Source organism: Psychrobacter pocilloporae (assembly GCF_029872915.1).
Taxonomy (GTDB): Bacteria; Pseudomonadota; Gammaproteobacteria; order Pseudomonadales; family Moraxellaceae; genus Psychrobacter; species Psychrobacter pacificensis.
Genome location: NZ_PGFT01000001.1, coordinates 2,308,923 through 2,323,155 on the forward strand (window position 1 = coordinate 2,308,923; position 14,233 = coordinate 2,323,155).

Consider the following 14,233-nt stretch of genomic DNA (forward strand, 5'->3'; position numbering starts at 1 on the left):
TTATTTTCAAAAGGGCTGATAAAATTTGCTATACTTTACAACTGCTATTTTGCACTTTTAGTCACGCATTATAATAATTTGACAAACAAAACAACGGATTTTTCATGAGCGACAATCACAGTTCTGGACAAGCAGCCCCACATAAACGCATTTTGACAGGGATCAAACCCACAGGTATTCCGCATCTTGGTAACTATGTTGGCGCGATTCGTCCGGCCATCCAGTCTATTCAAAACAGCGATAGCGACGCTTTTTTCTTTTTAGCGGATTATCACAGTATTATTGGTTGCCATGATCCTGCGATCATTCACGAGTCAACCAAAGCCATTGCCGCGACATGGCTCGCCTGTGGTCTCGATCCTGAGCGCGTGACTTTTTATCGTCAGTCAGATGTGCCTGAGATTTTGGAGTTGTCATGGATTTTGAGCTCCTCATGTGCCAAAGGCCTCATGAACCGCGCTCATGCCTACAAAGCAGCGGTCGATGCTAATATGGAAAAAGAAGACGTTGATCCTGACCAAGGGATTAACATGGGGTTGTTTGGCTACCCTGTGTTAATGGCTGCTGATATTTTGATGTTTAATGCCACGCATGTACCTGTTGGCCGTGACCAAATTCAGCACATTGAAATGGCGCGTGATATAGCAGGTACATTTAATCATCGTTACAAGCCATTGTTCACTGAGCCTGAAGCCCTGGTCGACGACAACACGCCGCTACTCACAGGTCTCGATGGTCGCAAAATGAGCAAAAGCTATAACAACGTGATTCCGTTGTTTGGCGAGTTTAATAGCCAAGCCGATCCTGAAAAAATGATGCGTAAGGCCATCATGCGTATTGTGACCAACTCACAATTGCCAGAAGAGCCAAAAGATCCTGACGCGTCAGCAATTTTTGAGATTTATAAAGCGTTTGCTACGCCTGAAGAAATTGCTAATTTGCGTGCGCAGTATGAATCAGGTATTGGTTGGGGAGACGCCAAAGAGCAGTTGTTCCAACAAATCAATAACGAGATTGCCCCTTTCCGCGCGCGCTATCAAGAATTGATGGCAAATCCAAAAGAGCTGGAAGAAATCTTGCAAATGGGCGCAGATAAAGCCCGTCGTCATAGCCGTAAGCAGCTGGATAAAGCCCGCCGTGCCATTGGTATTCGCCCACTAGCGAAGCTTAAATAAATGACTTCTGATCGTTTATAATGCCGACATTTAATCCAAGCCATTTTTTATCTTACTGTCAGTCTTTATACGAGGCTGACAGTACGTATGACTCTGAACAATCCAATCGGCTGGCTCGTCATCGCCATGTCGAACCAGATGCGGCGCAGTTTTTGGCCAATATTGCCACGATCAGACAGCCCAAAAAGGTACTAGAGGTTGGTACCTCGACGGGCTTTTCGACATTGTGGCTGGCGTATGGTCTGCGGCATCAGGCTGAATGTGACTTTACATCGCTAGACATCGACAAAAACCGCAGTGAAGCTGCTCGCCAGCATCTGCAAAATACGCGGCTGTCTGACTCTGTTCGACTCATCGTACAAGACGCCTTTATTTTTTTCAATAGCAATGAAGACGTCTTTGACTTGGTATTTTTGGATGCAGAGCGGCAATTCTATATCGATTATATCCGAGGTCTGCATAACGCATTGGACGTCGGTAGTGTACTTATTGTCGATAATGTCATCTCTCATCGTGATGAGGTGAGCGAGTTCTTGGCAGAATTCACCAACGACTCTCGTTATCTTTGTCACACGTTAGATGTTGGTGCTGGACTATTTATGGCAGTGCGCCAGGAACATTAAGTATTATGGATACATCCAACACGACTGCGCTGCGCATCTATCAGACGCCAGTACAGCATCTACCAGACGATCTTTATGTTCCGCCACAAGCGTTTGCGATTTGGCTAGAGCAGTTTGCTGGGCCACTAGATTTTTTATTATATTTGGTCAAAAAGAACAACGTTGATTTGACCCAAATGCCGATTCTACCCATCACTGAGCAGTATCTTGCCTATATCAGTGAGTTAGATACTGAGCATTTTGAATTGGCAGGTGATTATCTGCTGATGGCGTCGACGCTGATTGCTATTAAAACCGAATTACTATTGCCTACCCCTGACACGCCTACCGATGAGCGCGATCCAAAAGCCGAGCTGATTGAACGCCTAGAAGAGTACGCACAAATCAAAGCCGCCAGTCAGCGCTTAGACAATCTGATACGTTTAGAGCGTGATGTGTTCTTAGCCATGGTAAGTATGCCCAGTCAAGACGTTATGAATGCTGAGCTGCCCAACTACTCGCCTACTCTGCTGATCGATAGCTTGTTTAAAATGCAGCTACAGCCAGACTATCAAATGCATACCATCAAAACTGATATCGTGCCGCTTTCTGATCGTATCGCTAGCATTAGTCGGCAACTGAGTACTGATGGTGCCCGCTCCTTTTATGAGCTACTAGACAAAGCACAGGGGAAAATAGGCGTGGTCGTGAGCTTTGTCGCCGTACTTGAACTGATTAAGCGGCAATTAGTTGGTGTGGTCTATACAGAACCCAATAATGATGCAAGCACGTTAATGAAATATGATACCGATCCATCCGATATAGACAATCAATCCCAAGAACTAACACTACAGTGGTTGGCCTAACCAGCATCAGGTTAGCCGCCAAACCTGCTATTGATCCCATGATATTAAAACAAGAGCACATTTTAGATGGTAGATATTGACGACTCAAAGCAGCCTAGTAAAGCCGAAACTACAGGCACCGCTACAGCTTCCTCTATTGGGGCAAATCAGGCGTCTCTTGAAGATGTGAGCAAGCACATCGAGGTGCTGCTGCATGCATCAGAGGCGCCGCTGACAGCTCACGCGTTAAGAAAACATTTATCATTATCTACTAAGGAATTAAAGCAAGCCTTAGAGGTGCTAGAGCGACGGTTAGAGACCGGTGTGCTGAACCTACATGAGACAGCTAGCGGCTATCGATTGCAAATTTCCGATGCCTATAGCGGCTTGATTCAGCAGACTTTCCCGCAGCGTCAAGAGCGTTTGAGCCAAGCGTTACTTGAGACGTTAAGCGTTATTGCGTATAAGCAACCTGTGACACGGAGTGACATCGAGCAAGTGCGCGGTGTGACGTTATCAAGCAATATACTACGCCAGCTATTTGATAAGGGGTGGATCATTGAAAAAGGCTTTAAGGAGACCTTAGGCCGCCCAGCGCTCCTTCACACCACCGCACAATTTTTGGATGCATTTGGGCTGAGTCATTTAGACGAGCTACCACCAATGCCAGATATGGACTCCATACGAGCTATGTCTTAATTTTTCTGCTGACCAAACTATCATTACGCTCATAAAAAAGGACAGATCATATAGGATCTGTCCTTTTTATTTGGCTATTACTCTTAGGGGTTGTCACTCTTAGAGGCTTTCAACCTTAGATAAATAGCAAAGCATCATAATCTGCTTCATCAATTAGCTCGTCCTTATTGATTGATAACATCAACACCTTTTGGTGGAGTGAACTTAAACTGACTGCTACCGATGCTTGGATTCATTTTGATACTACTAAACTTAATAGATGTCGTTTGACCTAGCGTATCGTTTAGTACCATCATCACAGGTTTACCGCCGCTAAAGCTCATGGATAGGCTCTTAAAGCTGGCATTATCAGATTTTGGGTACAACACATAGTAGTTCTTATTGCTATATGGCTGAGTGATTTTAAAGTTTTGATCAATCTTACTTGGATCACCTGATAATAACAGTGCTGGCGTATTGCCTACTTGGCTATCCACATTTTGTTTAGTCGCTTGCTCTAGATCTTTGTCATAGATCCACATAGAGTTGCCATTGGCAACGATCAATTGCTCTGAGGGCGATTTGGTTTCCCAGCGGAAGTTATTGGGACGTTGGACACTCATAGAGCCTTTAAACGTACCACTGCTCGCGCCTTTGGTTGTCTGGCTAAAGTTGGCAGTCATACTCTTGGTATTGGTCAGCAATTTGTTCAAACGTTTAGCAGCTGTTAGGTTATCAGCAGGAGCTGCTGTGGCTGTTTGAGTCAATGCTATCATTGGCGCTGCGATACCTAACGATGTCATTAATACACCTGCTAAAGCACCACTCATCATCTTCTGTTTGGTTGATTTTTTCGTAGATAAGTTCATCATAAATCCTCTCTAAAAAAGCATAATCGCTTTAAAAATAGTCGCTTAAAAATAGAATAGCTTATTAAAATTTTTTCTGTTGATACCAATCTCAACACTGCAAAACAGGTATCGATCAGCAATGGCAACAGTGTGCCAGTTTTTTTATTACGCGCCTAGTCATGATTTGCAATCATTACTACGGCTGCCATACACGCTTGTAACCAATGCAGTTACACGGTAAAAGTTTGCATTTATCATGATAAATTATTAACACTGTGCTCATAAAGAGCCAGTGAGCTAAGTGTGACGAGTATTTATGCTATATAAAATTGCTGACCAAACTGCTAACAAAAACCAATCTCTAACAAAAGCCAATATTAATTGATAAGGTCTTATAAACGTAAAAAGCCCCTACTACCATAAGGCAGTAAGGGCTTTTTTAATTATCCAATCGTTTTATTCAAAGAATAAAATGACCTAAATAGATAATTATGCGTTTTCAACCGTTACATAACGACGGTTAAATTTACCTTTAGTCTCAAACTTTACAACACCATCATTTAGTGCAAATAAAGTATGGTCACGACCCATGCCAACGCCTTCGCCTGCGTGGAATTCTGTACCACGTTGACGAACGATGATGTTACCAGCTGTGATAGCTTGGCCACCAAAGATCTTTACGCCTAGCATTTTTGGGTTTGAATCACGACCGTTACGGCTCGAACCGGCAGCTTTTTTATGTGCCATGAGAAAATCTCCTTGTTAATGTGACTTATCGCTTATGCGACAACTCTTAAGCATTTAGTGCGCTATTTAGCAAACGTTGCTAAACGGATAATTAGGCATTAATGGCTTTGATTTTTAACAAGGTGTACCATTGGCGGTGACCTTGCTCTTTGTGATAATGCTTACGACGGTTGTGCTTGATAATACGGATTTTTTCGCCGCGACCATGCTCAACAACTTCAACTTCTACGCTAGCGCCATCAACAACAGGCTGACCGATTTTGACGTCATCGCCGTCAACAACCATCAACACGTCTTCAAATTTGATTGTTTCGCCTTTTTCTGCTTTTAGCAATTCAACTTTAAGCAATTCATCGACGACTACACGGTGCTGCTTACCACCAGTTTTAATTACTGCGTACATTGTATGACTCCGTTTAACCCGTGTGCCGTGGTAGATATTATACCTACGCTTCAATAACGAACACGACAGGGAAAAATTAAAGGCAAGATTTTACGGCTTTTTGCTTATAAAAGCAAGCCGCGCGTCTTGTTTTTATAAGGTGGTTACACGAAATCACCATCATCTGCATTGTTATATACGTTACAGATTATTAGACCGTCGTAGACGACGATACTGATAAAAGCAGCATAACAATGGTTATAAATGATGGTTTGAGCCTAACGGGGGCTATTATAACTTATACAATCAGTTACTTACAGCCTTTTATCTATCATTTATGTGACGACAAAACCTCGTGATAAGTTAACATTCTTACCATCAAATTATTGAACGCTTTCATCAGTTTGCCCTGCCTTCTATGCATGATAATAGGCGCACAAGCGACCTCTGAGCTACCCTTATAGTGTACTTTAACCAACAATTTTCAAAGGCAGCTATGTTATGATAAGCGAAACCATACCTTACCTATAGATAGATAAAGTCAAGGTTATACCAACTCTCTTTATTCTTATTAATATGACTATTTATTATGACTAGTACCTCTTTAAATAATACCGTGCCTGCCTCTCAATCGACGCCTAGCTATGCAGATATTCAAAGTATTGTAGCCAATGATTTTGATATTATGGACAAGCAAGTATTTGGTAGTCTCAACTCAAAAGTACAGCTCGTCATGAGCGTCTCTCAGCATGTAATCAATGCCGGTGGTAAGCGTATGCGCCCGCTGATTACGCTATTGTGTGCCCGTATGTTTGACGACAATCCATCAGAAAAAGCGATGCACCTAGCCGCCATTACGGAGATGCTGCATACTGCCACCTTAGTGCATGACGATGTGATCGATGAATCAGGACAGCGCCGCGGTAAACCGACGGCAAACGCCACATGGGACAATGCCACTGCCGTATTGGTCGGTGACTATCTCATAGCCCGTGCTTTTAATCTTTTGGTTGGTTTTCAGAGCTTGCCATTGTTGCAAGTATTCTCAGACGGGACTTGTGATATTGCTGAAGGCGAAGTATTGCAGCTACAACATCAGCATAACCCTGCCGCAACAGAAGACGACTACTTGCGCATCATCGATGGCAAAACCTCTCGCCTGTTTATGATGGCAACTCAAGGCGCGGCTATTTTGCAAGGACAAGAGCAGCATCTACAAGCCCTAGCTGATTTTGGTCAGCATTTTGGTAATGCCTTCCAGATTATCGATGATGTGCTTGATTACAGTGGCGATAGCGACGTAATGGGCAAAAACCTAGGCGACGATCTTGCAGAAGGTAAACCTACCCTGCCAACTATCAAAGCACTCGAACTACTCAAAGATAGTGACAACGAAGGTTATGAGCAGCTGCGTATCGCCGTACAAACGGGAAAAACACCGAATGCTGAGCAGCTTATCGAGCTCGTCCGCAGCTCCGGCGCATTAGATTACTGTAAACAGCGTGCACTAGAAGAGACCAGATTGGCCCAGCAAGCACTAGGCACACTGCCTGACAACCGTTATCGTCAAGGTCTGTACCAGCTGACTGAGCTCGCTAGCGCACGATTGGTATAATGACATATGAATCGTCTGTGTTATTAGCTAATTGAGACGGCTCATTTTTTAGCAGTGTTTTTGAGCAACCGAGCCATAAATATTCATTGATCAAAAGCAACAGTCTCTAAAAAGACACCCTCTTAAAACGGGTGTGTCAGCAAATAGTTACCTTTCTTTAAGTTTCATAAATCCTGACGGCACTATAATTGTGTCAGGATTTTTTAATGGTTAAATACTGATTGACCACGCTCATTAGAGGCTACTGACTGGTTTAAGTCGCTATACTTTAAAGGTCATAATTAGGGGTTGATAAATTAGTCAATTTGTTGACAAAGCAGATTTTTGGCGGTTTTAAAACCTCAATAACACTATGGCTTTACAATTATAACAAAAAATTACAATAAATTTGCATAGCGGGTTGTATGTTTTCTTATTAGCTGCTGGTTGGTGTAGCGGTTACTATGGCGGGATTTTATTTACTCAGCGAGCACAGTGCGGTCAGTTTTTGTCAGCTTTCCTATCGTGAATCACTTGACTGCGGGGTAAACCCTATAGTTTATAATAACGCCTTAAATTTACTTGACGTCCTATAATTAGCTAGCGGTACTGCCCTATTTATCAATTTTATCAATAGCTTCTTATTTTTTGGCTATAAACTTCTATAAAGTTTATTATTGCTCTTCGAAAAATAAGCTATTTTTTGATTATGATACGCTCTACCTCTATACCATTTATTCTATATTTTACTACTCTACCGAGGACCTTGATGAAGCATTCTTATCTTGCGCTTGTAATAGCATCTGTACTATCGGCTACAGTACTGGTCGGCTGTGACAATAAAGAAGACGCCGCTGCGGGTGAAAACGCTCAGCAGCAGATGCCGCCCGCTGTCGTCAACGTCCAAACTGTCAGCTTCGATACTGTGCCTCAAGTTCAGACTTTCTCTGGTCGTACTGCCGCTTATCAGACGGCTGATGTACGCCCTCAAGTCAGCGGCGTAATTGACGAAGTACTGTTCCGTGAAGGCAGTAACGTCAAAAAAGGCCAGCCGCTTTATCGTATCAATACTGACAACTACACGACCTCGGTCGCTAGTGGTCAAGCGGCGGTCGCGCAAGCACAGGCTAATCGCCAAACCGCTATCGCCAATAATGCCAATGCTAAAGCAGAGCTAGCCAGTCGCCAAGCCTCATTAGCACAAGCGATAAATGACTTTCAGCGTCTAAAAGGCTTGGTTGAGATTGACGCTATCTCCAAGCAGCAATATGACCAAGCGCAAACTCAAGTGCGTACAGCGCAAGCGGCTCTAGAGAGTGCTCGCGCTGCAGTCGGACAAACTGAAGCGAGCATTAGAAGCGCTGAGGCTGGGATTAAAACCGCGCAATCAAACTTAGATGCTAGCGCTTTGGATCTCAATCGTACTATCGTCCGTGCACCGTTGACTGGTCGTAGTGACCGCTCAAGCGTTACTGCAGGAACCTTAGTTAACGCTAGTCAATCTGAGCCTTTAGTGACGATTTCGCGCTTAGATCCTATCTATGTCGATATCAGTCAGTCATCATCCGAGCTATTGCAGCTTCGTCAGCAGATAGCTGAAGGTAAAGCGCAGGCGGGTATGAATTCTGTCGAGCTGGTCCTAGAAGATGGCTCAGTGTATCCAGTGCGTGGCAAGCTTGCGCTGTCTGAAGCTAAAGTCGATCAATCTACTGGCGCGGTGACTCTACGAGCTATTTTCCCAAATCCTAATAACGTGCTACTGCCAGGTATGTATGTCTCAGCGCGTCTGACTCAAAGCGTCATTCCTAATGCAGCCTTAGTGCCGCAAAGCGCTGTAATGCGTACGCCTAAAGGCGATTCACAAGTCTACATCGTTGATGAAAACAATCAAATCCAAGTCCGTCCCGTTACCATTAATGGTACTTATGATGGTCAATGGGTGGTCACCGATGGCTTAAGTAGTGGCGATAAGCTAGTGGTTATAGGCGGCTCTAAAGTTAAGCCTGAGCAGGAGGTCGTGGTCAAGCCGTTAGAAAACGCTAATGGTGCATCTGCAACGCCTACCGCCAAAACACCACAGCAAGCTGCGAAAACGGTAGCTGATGACACTTCTGAGCAGGACACTGCTACCACCACTAACTAATTCCATTCAAAGATAGGAAGACCTAGGGATATACTATGTCACGTTTTTTTATTGATCGCCCTATTTTTGCATGGGTGTTGGCCATTTTGGTCATGCTTATCGGGGTAATCTCGGTTGTTAATTTGCCGATTGAGCAGTATCCGCGTATCGCACCGCCCACCGTTTCTGTTAGTGCCACTTATCCTGGTGCAAACGCACAAACGGTCGAAAACTCTGTGGTGCAAATCATTGAACAACGTATGAAAGGGCTAGATGGCTTGATGTACATGTCATCATCGAGTTCTTCAAATGGTGGTGCATCGGTCACGCTAACCTTTGAAAATGGCACAGACCCTGATACCGCTCAGGTACAAGTACAAAACAAACTACAAGCAGCGATGAGCTCGTTGCCTGAGGCTGTTCAGCGTCAAGGTGTCAACGTCAATAAATCGTCTAGCAGCTTTATGATGGTGCAGGCATTTATTTCTGAAGACGGTAGTATGGATCGGGCCGATATTGCCGATTATATCAACTCCAATGTTCTCGATTCGATCAGTCGTGTTGAAGGTGTGGGTGAAGTGCAAGTGTTTGGCTCCTCTTACGCCATGCGTATCTGGCTAGATCCTGCACGCCTACGTAGCTATAACATGGTGCCCTCTGATGTTGTCAATGCCGTACGAGCACAGAACGCTCAGGTATCTGCAGGTCAGCTAGGACAAGCACCTGCTGACACCGATCAACAGGTGATTAACGCCACCGTCACCGTACAGAGCTATCTACAAACTCCTGAAGAGTTTAAAGATATCTTGCTAAAAACAGACACCTCGGGCGCGCAAGTACGCCTCGGCGATGTCGCTGATGTCGAAATCGGTAGTGAAAACTATAGCGAGAGATCCTTGTATAACGGTCAAGAAGCGGCAGGTCTAGGTATCTCATTGGCTGCAGGCGCAAACGCGCTAGAGACCCGTGAGGCGGTCGGCGCACGTATAGCCGAGCTAGAAACCAACTTTCCAGCAGGCCTAAGCTCTGTTGTTCCTTACGATACGACGCCGTTTGTGCGCTTATCTATCGAACAAGTTGTCAAGACTCTACTCGAAGCTATTGCGCTTGTATTCATCGTCATGTTCATTTTCTTACAGAACTGGCGCGCCACCATCATTCCTACTCTTGCCGTTCCTGTGGTCTTGCTAGGTACTTTTGCCGTGCTGTATATCGCAGGCTTTAGTATCAACGTCTTGACGATGTTTGCAATGGTACTCTCCATCGGTCTACTGGTTGATGATGCGATCGTTGTTGTCGAAAACGTCGAGCGAATATTAGAAGAAGACCCTGATATTTCGGTCAAAGATGCCACCATTCAGTCGATGGGCGAGATCAGTAAGGTCGTTATTGGTATTGCGCTGATTTTGTCTGCCGTATTTTTACCGATGGCCTTCTTTGGGGGATCGACAGGTGTTATTTATCGTCAGTTCTCTATCACCTTGATCACGAGCATGGCGCTGTCAGCCATGGTGGCTCTAATCTTCACCCCTGCCCTATGTGTGACCTTGCTAAAACGTGGTAAGAGCCATGAAAAAGGCAGTACTGAACAACAAAAAGGCTTCTTTGGCTGGTTCAACCGCGGCTTCTTTAAGCTAAGCCGCTCATATGAAAACTTTGTCGGTAAGAGCTTTAATTTAAAGTGGCTATATTTAATCGGCTATGCGGCAATTATCGGTATTATGGCAGTGGTGTTCTTACGTATTCCAGGCTCGTTTTTGCCAGAAGAAGACCAAGGTATTATGTTCACCTTAGTCCAGCTTCCTGCAGGCTCTACGCTAGATGAGACGCAGGATGTACTGGATAAAGTCAGAAATTATTACGACACACAAGAGACGGACAATATTGCCTCTGTCTTTACCATTGCTGGTTTTAGTTTTGCAGGTCAAGGCCAAAACATGGGTCTGGCATTCGTTCGACTGTCAGATTGGGAGGAGCGCTCTGGGGAAGAGAATACCGCACAAGCGGTAGCAGATCGCGCCATGGGTTATTTCTTTACCCAGTTAAATGAAGCGCAAGTTTTTGCTATCGTACCGCCTGCGATTACTGAGCTTGGTAATGCCAGTGGTTTTGATTTGATGCTACAAGATGTGGGTAACCTTGGACACGAAGGGTTACTTGAAGCCCGTAATATGCTGCTAGGTATGGCTGCACAAAACGAAAATGTGGCAGGCGTACGTCCTAATGGTCAAGAAGATGCACCGCAGCTCAAAGTCAATATCAATCAAGAACAAGCCGCCGCTTATGGTCTATCTTTAGGCAGTATCAATAGCGTTATCTCGACCGCCTGGGGCTCAAGCTACATCAATGACTTTATCGATCGTGGCCGTATCAAGCGTGTCTATGTTCAAGGTGAAGCCAGTAGCCGTACCAATCCTGATGACATCGGCAAGTGGTATGTGCGCGGCGAAACCGGTAACATGGTCTCTTTCGATGCTTTCTCAAGTAGCGAATGGCAGTCAGGCTCACCGCGTTTGACTCGTTATAACAGCTTACCTTCGATGAATATTCAAGGTAATGCGGCACCTGGTCTTAGTACTGGTGAAGCCATGTCAGCTATGGAGAACATGATCAGTCAGCTCCCTGAAGGTATCGGTTACGAATGGACTGGGTTATCACTTGAAGAACAAAAATCAGGCTCGCAAGCTCCTATGCTTTATGCGCTATCGATTCTAGTTGTCTTCTTATGTCTAGCTGCGCTTTATGAGAGCTGGTCTATCCCCTTCTCTGTCCTATTGGTTATTCCACTTGGGGTATTGGGTGCGGTGATATTTACGTGGTTACGCGGTTTTGCTAACGACATCTACTTGCAAGTGGGTCTACTCACCGTCGTTGGTTTGTCCGCCAAAAACGCCATCTTGATTATTGAATTTGCCAAAGAGCACCAAGAAGAAGGCTATAGTCTCAGAGAGGCCGTCATGACCGCAGCGCGACAACGTCTACGTCCAATTATTATGACCTCGCTTGCCTTTGGTATCGGTGTTGTGCCATTAGCCATAGCTACTGGCGCAGGGTCAGGCAGCCAAACTGCTATTGGTACCAGTGTCGTAGGTGGTGTGGTTAGTGCCACTTTACTAGGTATCTTCTTTATTCCGATGTTCTATATTTGGGTGCGTGGTATGTTCCCTTATAAGGGCAATGAAGCTCACAATGGTAAAGGGGATGATGATGATAACCATCCAAGTGGTAACGGCGGCGGTGATAATCCGGTCCCATCTGCCCCTACAGAAGATAAGCAATCATTAACTCCTCCTGCGAGTTATCAGCCTGTAAGCTTTGGAGATAATACACAATGAGTTCTTTATTCTTAACCTCTAACTCAGCCGTAAGAGCGATAAGCTCTAAAGCTTTACTAGCTACTGGTAAATCATCGCGCCTACTTGGCCTGAGCTTTTTGGCTCTGAGTATGGCCGCTTGTAATACTATCCCTAAAGCAGATACAAGCCCCGTTCTCGCTGAGCCTAACCTTCCGATCGAGCAAGCTTATGGCGCTTTTGGTGATGAGACTGTCAGCACCTCTGAGCAGCCAAGTATCGCAGGACAGCGCTGGCAGGACTTTTATAGCGATGAGCGCCTAAAAGCTCTGATTGCGTTAGGACTGGAAAATAACAAAGACTTTGAGAGTGCCCGTTTGGCTATCGAAAAAGCGCGCGCGCAGTATCGTATTACTGATATTAATGATTTGCCGACTATCAATGGTCAAGCAGAATACTCACGCCAAAGCCAATCCTCTCCGCGCGTTGAGACGCCTTTTGGCAGTACTGGCGGTAGACAGACGACAGATAGCTACAGTGTCAATCTCGGTTTGGCAAGCTATGAGCTGGACTTTTGGGGCCGAATCGATAGCCTAAAAGATCAAGCGTTGCAGAGATTTTTGTCAACGACGGCAGCCAAAGACTCTATTCAAATTAGTCTGATTAGTAATATCGCGCAGAGCTACGCGAATCTTAGCTATAGCTTAGCGCAGCTCAAACTCGCCGAGGCAACTGTTGAGAGCCGTGAGCGCTCGTTGTTTATTGCGCAAGAGCGCTTTAAAGCCGGTATTGATCCTAAGCTGCCTTCCTTGCAATCTGCAGCAGCTTTAGAGAGTGCAAGACTTGCGGTACTACGTGCGCAAAGCAGTATTTTGACCTCCAGAAATGCTCTGCAGTTCTTATTAGGAGCGCCGGTACCTACTGAGCTTATCCCAGCACCCGCTGTCAGCAATATCACCAATCACGAGGTGTTTAGTGCCGGCTTGCCAAGCGAGCTGCTACGCTATCGCCCTGATGTATTACAAGCGGAATACGATCTAAAAGCCGCGGGCGCAAATATCGCTGTCGCCCGTGCCGCTTATTTCCCAACGATAAGCTTAGCCAGTAGCGTTGGTGTCCGTAGCGATGGCTTGAGCGACTTGTTCGATAATGATGCAGTCGGCTGGTCATTTGGCCCTAATATCAGCGTACCCATCTTTGATGCTGGACGTTTGGATGCAAACTACGATGTCGCACAAATCGAGCGCGAACAAACGCTTGCCAGCTATGAGCGCTCAATTCAAACGGCGTTCCGTGAGGTCTCCGATGTGCTCGCTACTCGCGCAACTCTAGGCGAGCAGCTCGCAGCTCAGTACCGCCTGCAAGATAACTTTGATCAGACTTATGAGATTGCTGATGCGCGCTTTAAAGCTGGTATCTCAAACTATCTCGATGTCCTTGATGCTCAGCGCTCATTGTTTGACACTCAACAAGGCATTCTAGACTTAGAGCTACAAAAAATCATCAGTCAAATCGAGCTATATCAAGCGCTTGGCGGCGGTGCCAATCTCGATACACCTGTCGCGATTCCGGTTCCGCAATATACTAACTTGGCCCAAGTTGGTGCTTTATTAACCAAAGATGCCGAGTCGCAAGCGGCCTATGCTATCGACGCTGCTAGCTCAGCGCGAGTAGCTGCAGCACCAGAAGCCGCTGCTATCAAACAAGCACAGACGCCTGTAAAGGTTGACTTTGAGCCGACTGCGATTGTCGATATCGATAATGACAACGACGCTGATGCAGCGGTTGGAGTATTGACTGAAGAGACACCTACTGAGCAAGTACCAGTGCCACAGATTGTCACTCCATAAAGATGGTTATATAACATTTAGTAACTAGCTAGCGTATTATTTTTATAACAATTAGCTCTACCTTGTTGGTGGGGCTTTTTGTTGTTATGTGCTA

General features: G+C 45.3%; 11 protein-coding genes. 8 read left to right on the forward strand and 3 right to left on the reverse strand.

Annotation, left to right across the window (positions count from 1 at the left end; translation table 11 throughout):
- Window positions 1–104: 104 nt before the first annotated feature.
- From CUR83_RS09845 to scpB, 4 genes are all read left to right on the forward strand, one after another.
- Window positions 105–1,175, forward strand: a complete 1,071-nt coding sequence (locus CUR83_RS09845) for a tryptophan--tRNA ligase (RefSeq protein WP_093068706.1) — start codon at window positions 105–107, stop codon at window positions 1,173–1,175.
- Window positions 1,176–1,195: 20 nt separating this feature from the next.
- The gene (locus tag CUR83_RS09850) at window positions 1,196–1,798 is read left to right on the forward strand and encodes an O-methyltransferase (RefSeq protein WP_186474112.1); all 603 of its coding nucleotides are present in this window, start codon (window positions 1,196–1,198) and stop codon (window positions 1,796–1,798) included.
- Between the two features lie 5 nt (window positions 1,799–1,803).
- Window positions 1,804–2,643, forward strand: coding sequence for a segregation and condensation protein A (locus CUR83_RS09855; RefSeq protein WP_186474110.1), 840 nt, complete (start codon window positions 1,804–1,806; stop codon window positions 2,641–2,643).
- A gap of 66 nt (window positions 2,644–2,709) precedes the next feature.
- Window positions 2,710–3,321 (forward strand): SMC-Scp complex subunit ScpB, encoded by a 612-nt coding sequence (gene scpB, locus CUR83_RS09860; RefSeq protein ID WP_071001988.1) that lies wholly within the window; start codon window positions 2,710–2,712, stop codon window positions 3,319–3,321.
- 164 nt (window positions 3,322–3,485) lie between these two features.
- Here the strand turns inward: scpB and lolA are convergent, their stop codons facing one another.
- From lolA to rplU, 3 genes are all read right to left on the reverse strand, one after another.
- Window positions 3,486–4,169 carry an outer membrane lipoprotein periplasmic chaperone LolA gene (lolA, locus tag CUR83_RS09865; RefSeq protein ID WP_167669377.1) on the reverse strand — a complete coding sequence of 228 codons (684 nt, stop codon included), beginning with the start codon at window positions 4,167–4,169 and terminating at the stop codon, window positions 3,486–3,488.
- Between the two features lie 471 nt (window positions 4,170–4,640).
- Window positions 4,641–4,898: a 50S ribosomal protein L27 gene (rpmA, locus tag CUR83_RS09870; protein WP_058025936.1), complete on the reverse strand. Its 258-nt coding sequence runs from the start codon at window positions 4,896–4,898 to the stop codon at window positions 4,641–4,643.
- 91 nt (window positions 4,899–4,989) lie between these two features.
- The gene (gene rplU / locus CUR83_RS09875) at window positions 4,990–5,301 is read right to left on the reverse strand and encodes a 50S ribosomal protein L21 (protein ID WP_058025937.1); all 312 of its coding nucleotides are present in this window, start codon (window positions 5,299–5,301) and stop codon (window positions 4,990–4,992) included.
- Window positions 5,302–5,869: 568 nt separating this feature from the next.
- On the opposite strand from rplU, the gene CUR83_RS09880 reads away from it, so the two are divergent.
- The 4 genes from CUR83_RS09880 to CUR83_RS09895 all read left to right on the forward strand — a co-directional run bounded on the left by CUR83_RS09880 (window position 5,870) and on the right by CUR83_RS09895 (window position 14,139).
- Entirely contained in the window at window positions 5,870–6,895 is a 1,026-nt protein-coding gene (locus tag CUR83_RS09880; protein ID WP_284719560.1) for a polyprenyl synthetase family protein, read from the forward strand.
- Between the two features lie 748 nt (window positions 6,896–7,643).
- The gene (locus tag CUR83_RS09885) at window positions 7,644–9,017 is read left to right on the forward strand and encodes an efflux RND transporter periplasmic adaptor subunit (RefSeq protein WP_071001992.1); all 1,374 of its coding nucleotides are present in this window, start codon (window positions 7,644–7,646) and stop codon (window positions 9,015–9,017) included.
- A gap of 35 nt (window positions 9,018–9,052) precedes the next feature.
- Window positions 9,053–12,331 carry an efflux RND transporter permease subunit gene (locus CUR83_RS09890; protein ID WP_284719561.1) on the forward strand — a complete coding sequence of 1,093 codons (3,279 nt, stop codon included), beginning with the start codon at window positions 9,053–9,055 and terminating at the stop codon, window positions 12,329–12,331.
- On the forward strand, window positions 12,328–14,139 hold the full coding sequence (locus CUR83_RS09895; RefSeq protein ID WP_284719562.1) for an efflux transporter outer membrane subunit: 1,812 nt from the start codon (window positions 12,328–12,330) through the stop codon (window positions 14,137–14,139). The genes CUR83_RS09890 and CUR83_RS09895 overlap by 4 nt, the downstream gene beginning before the upstream one ends.
- Window positions 14,140–14,233: the final 94 nt, after the last annotated feature.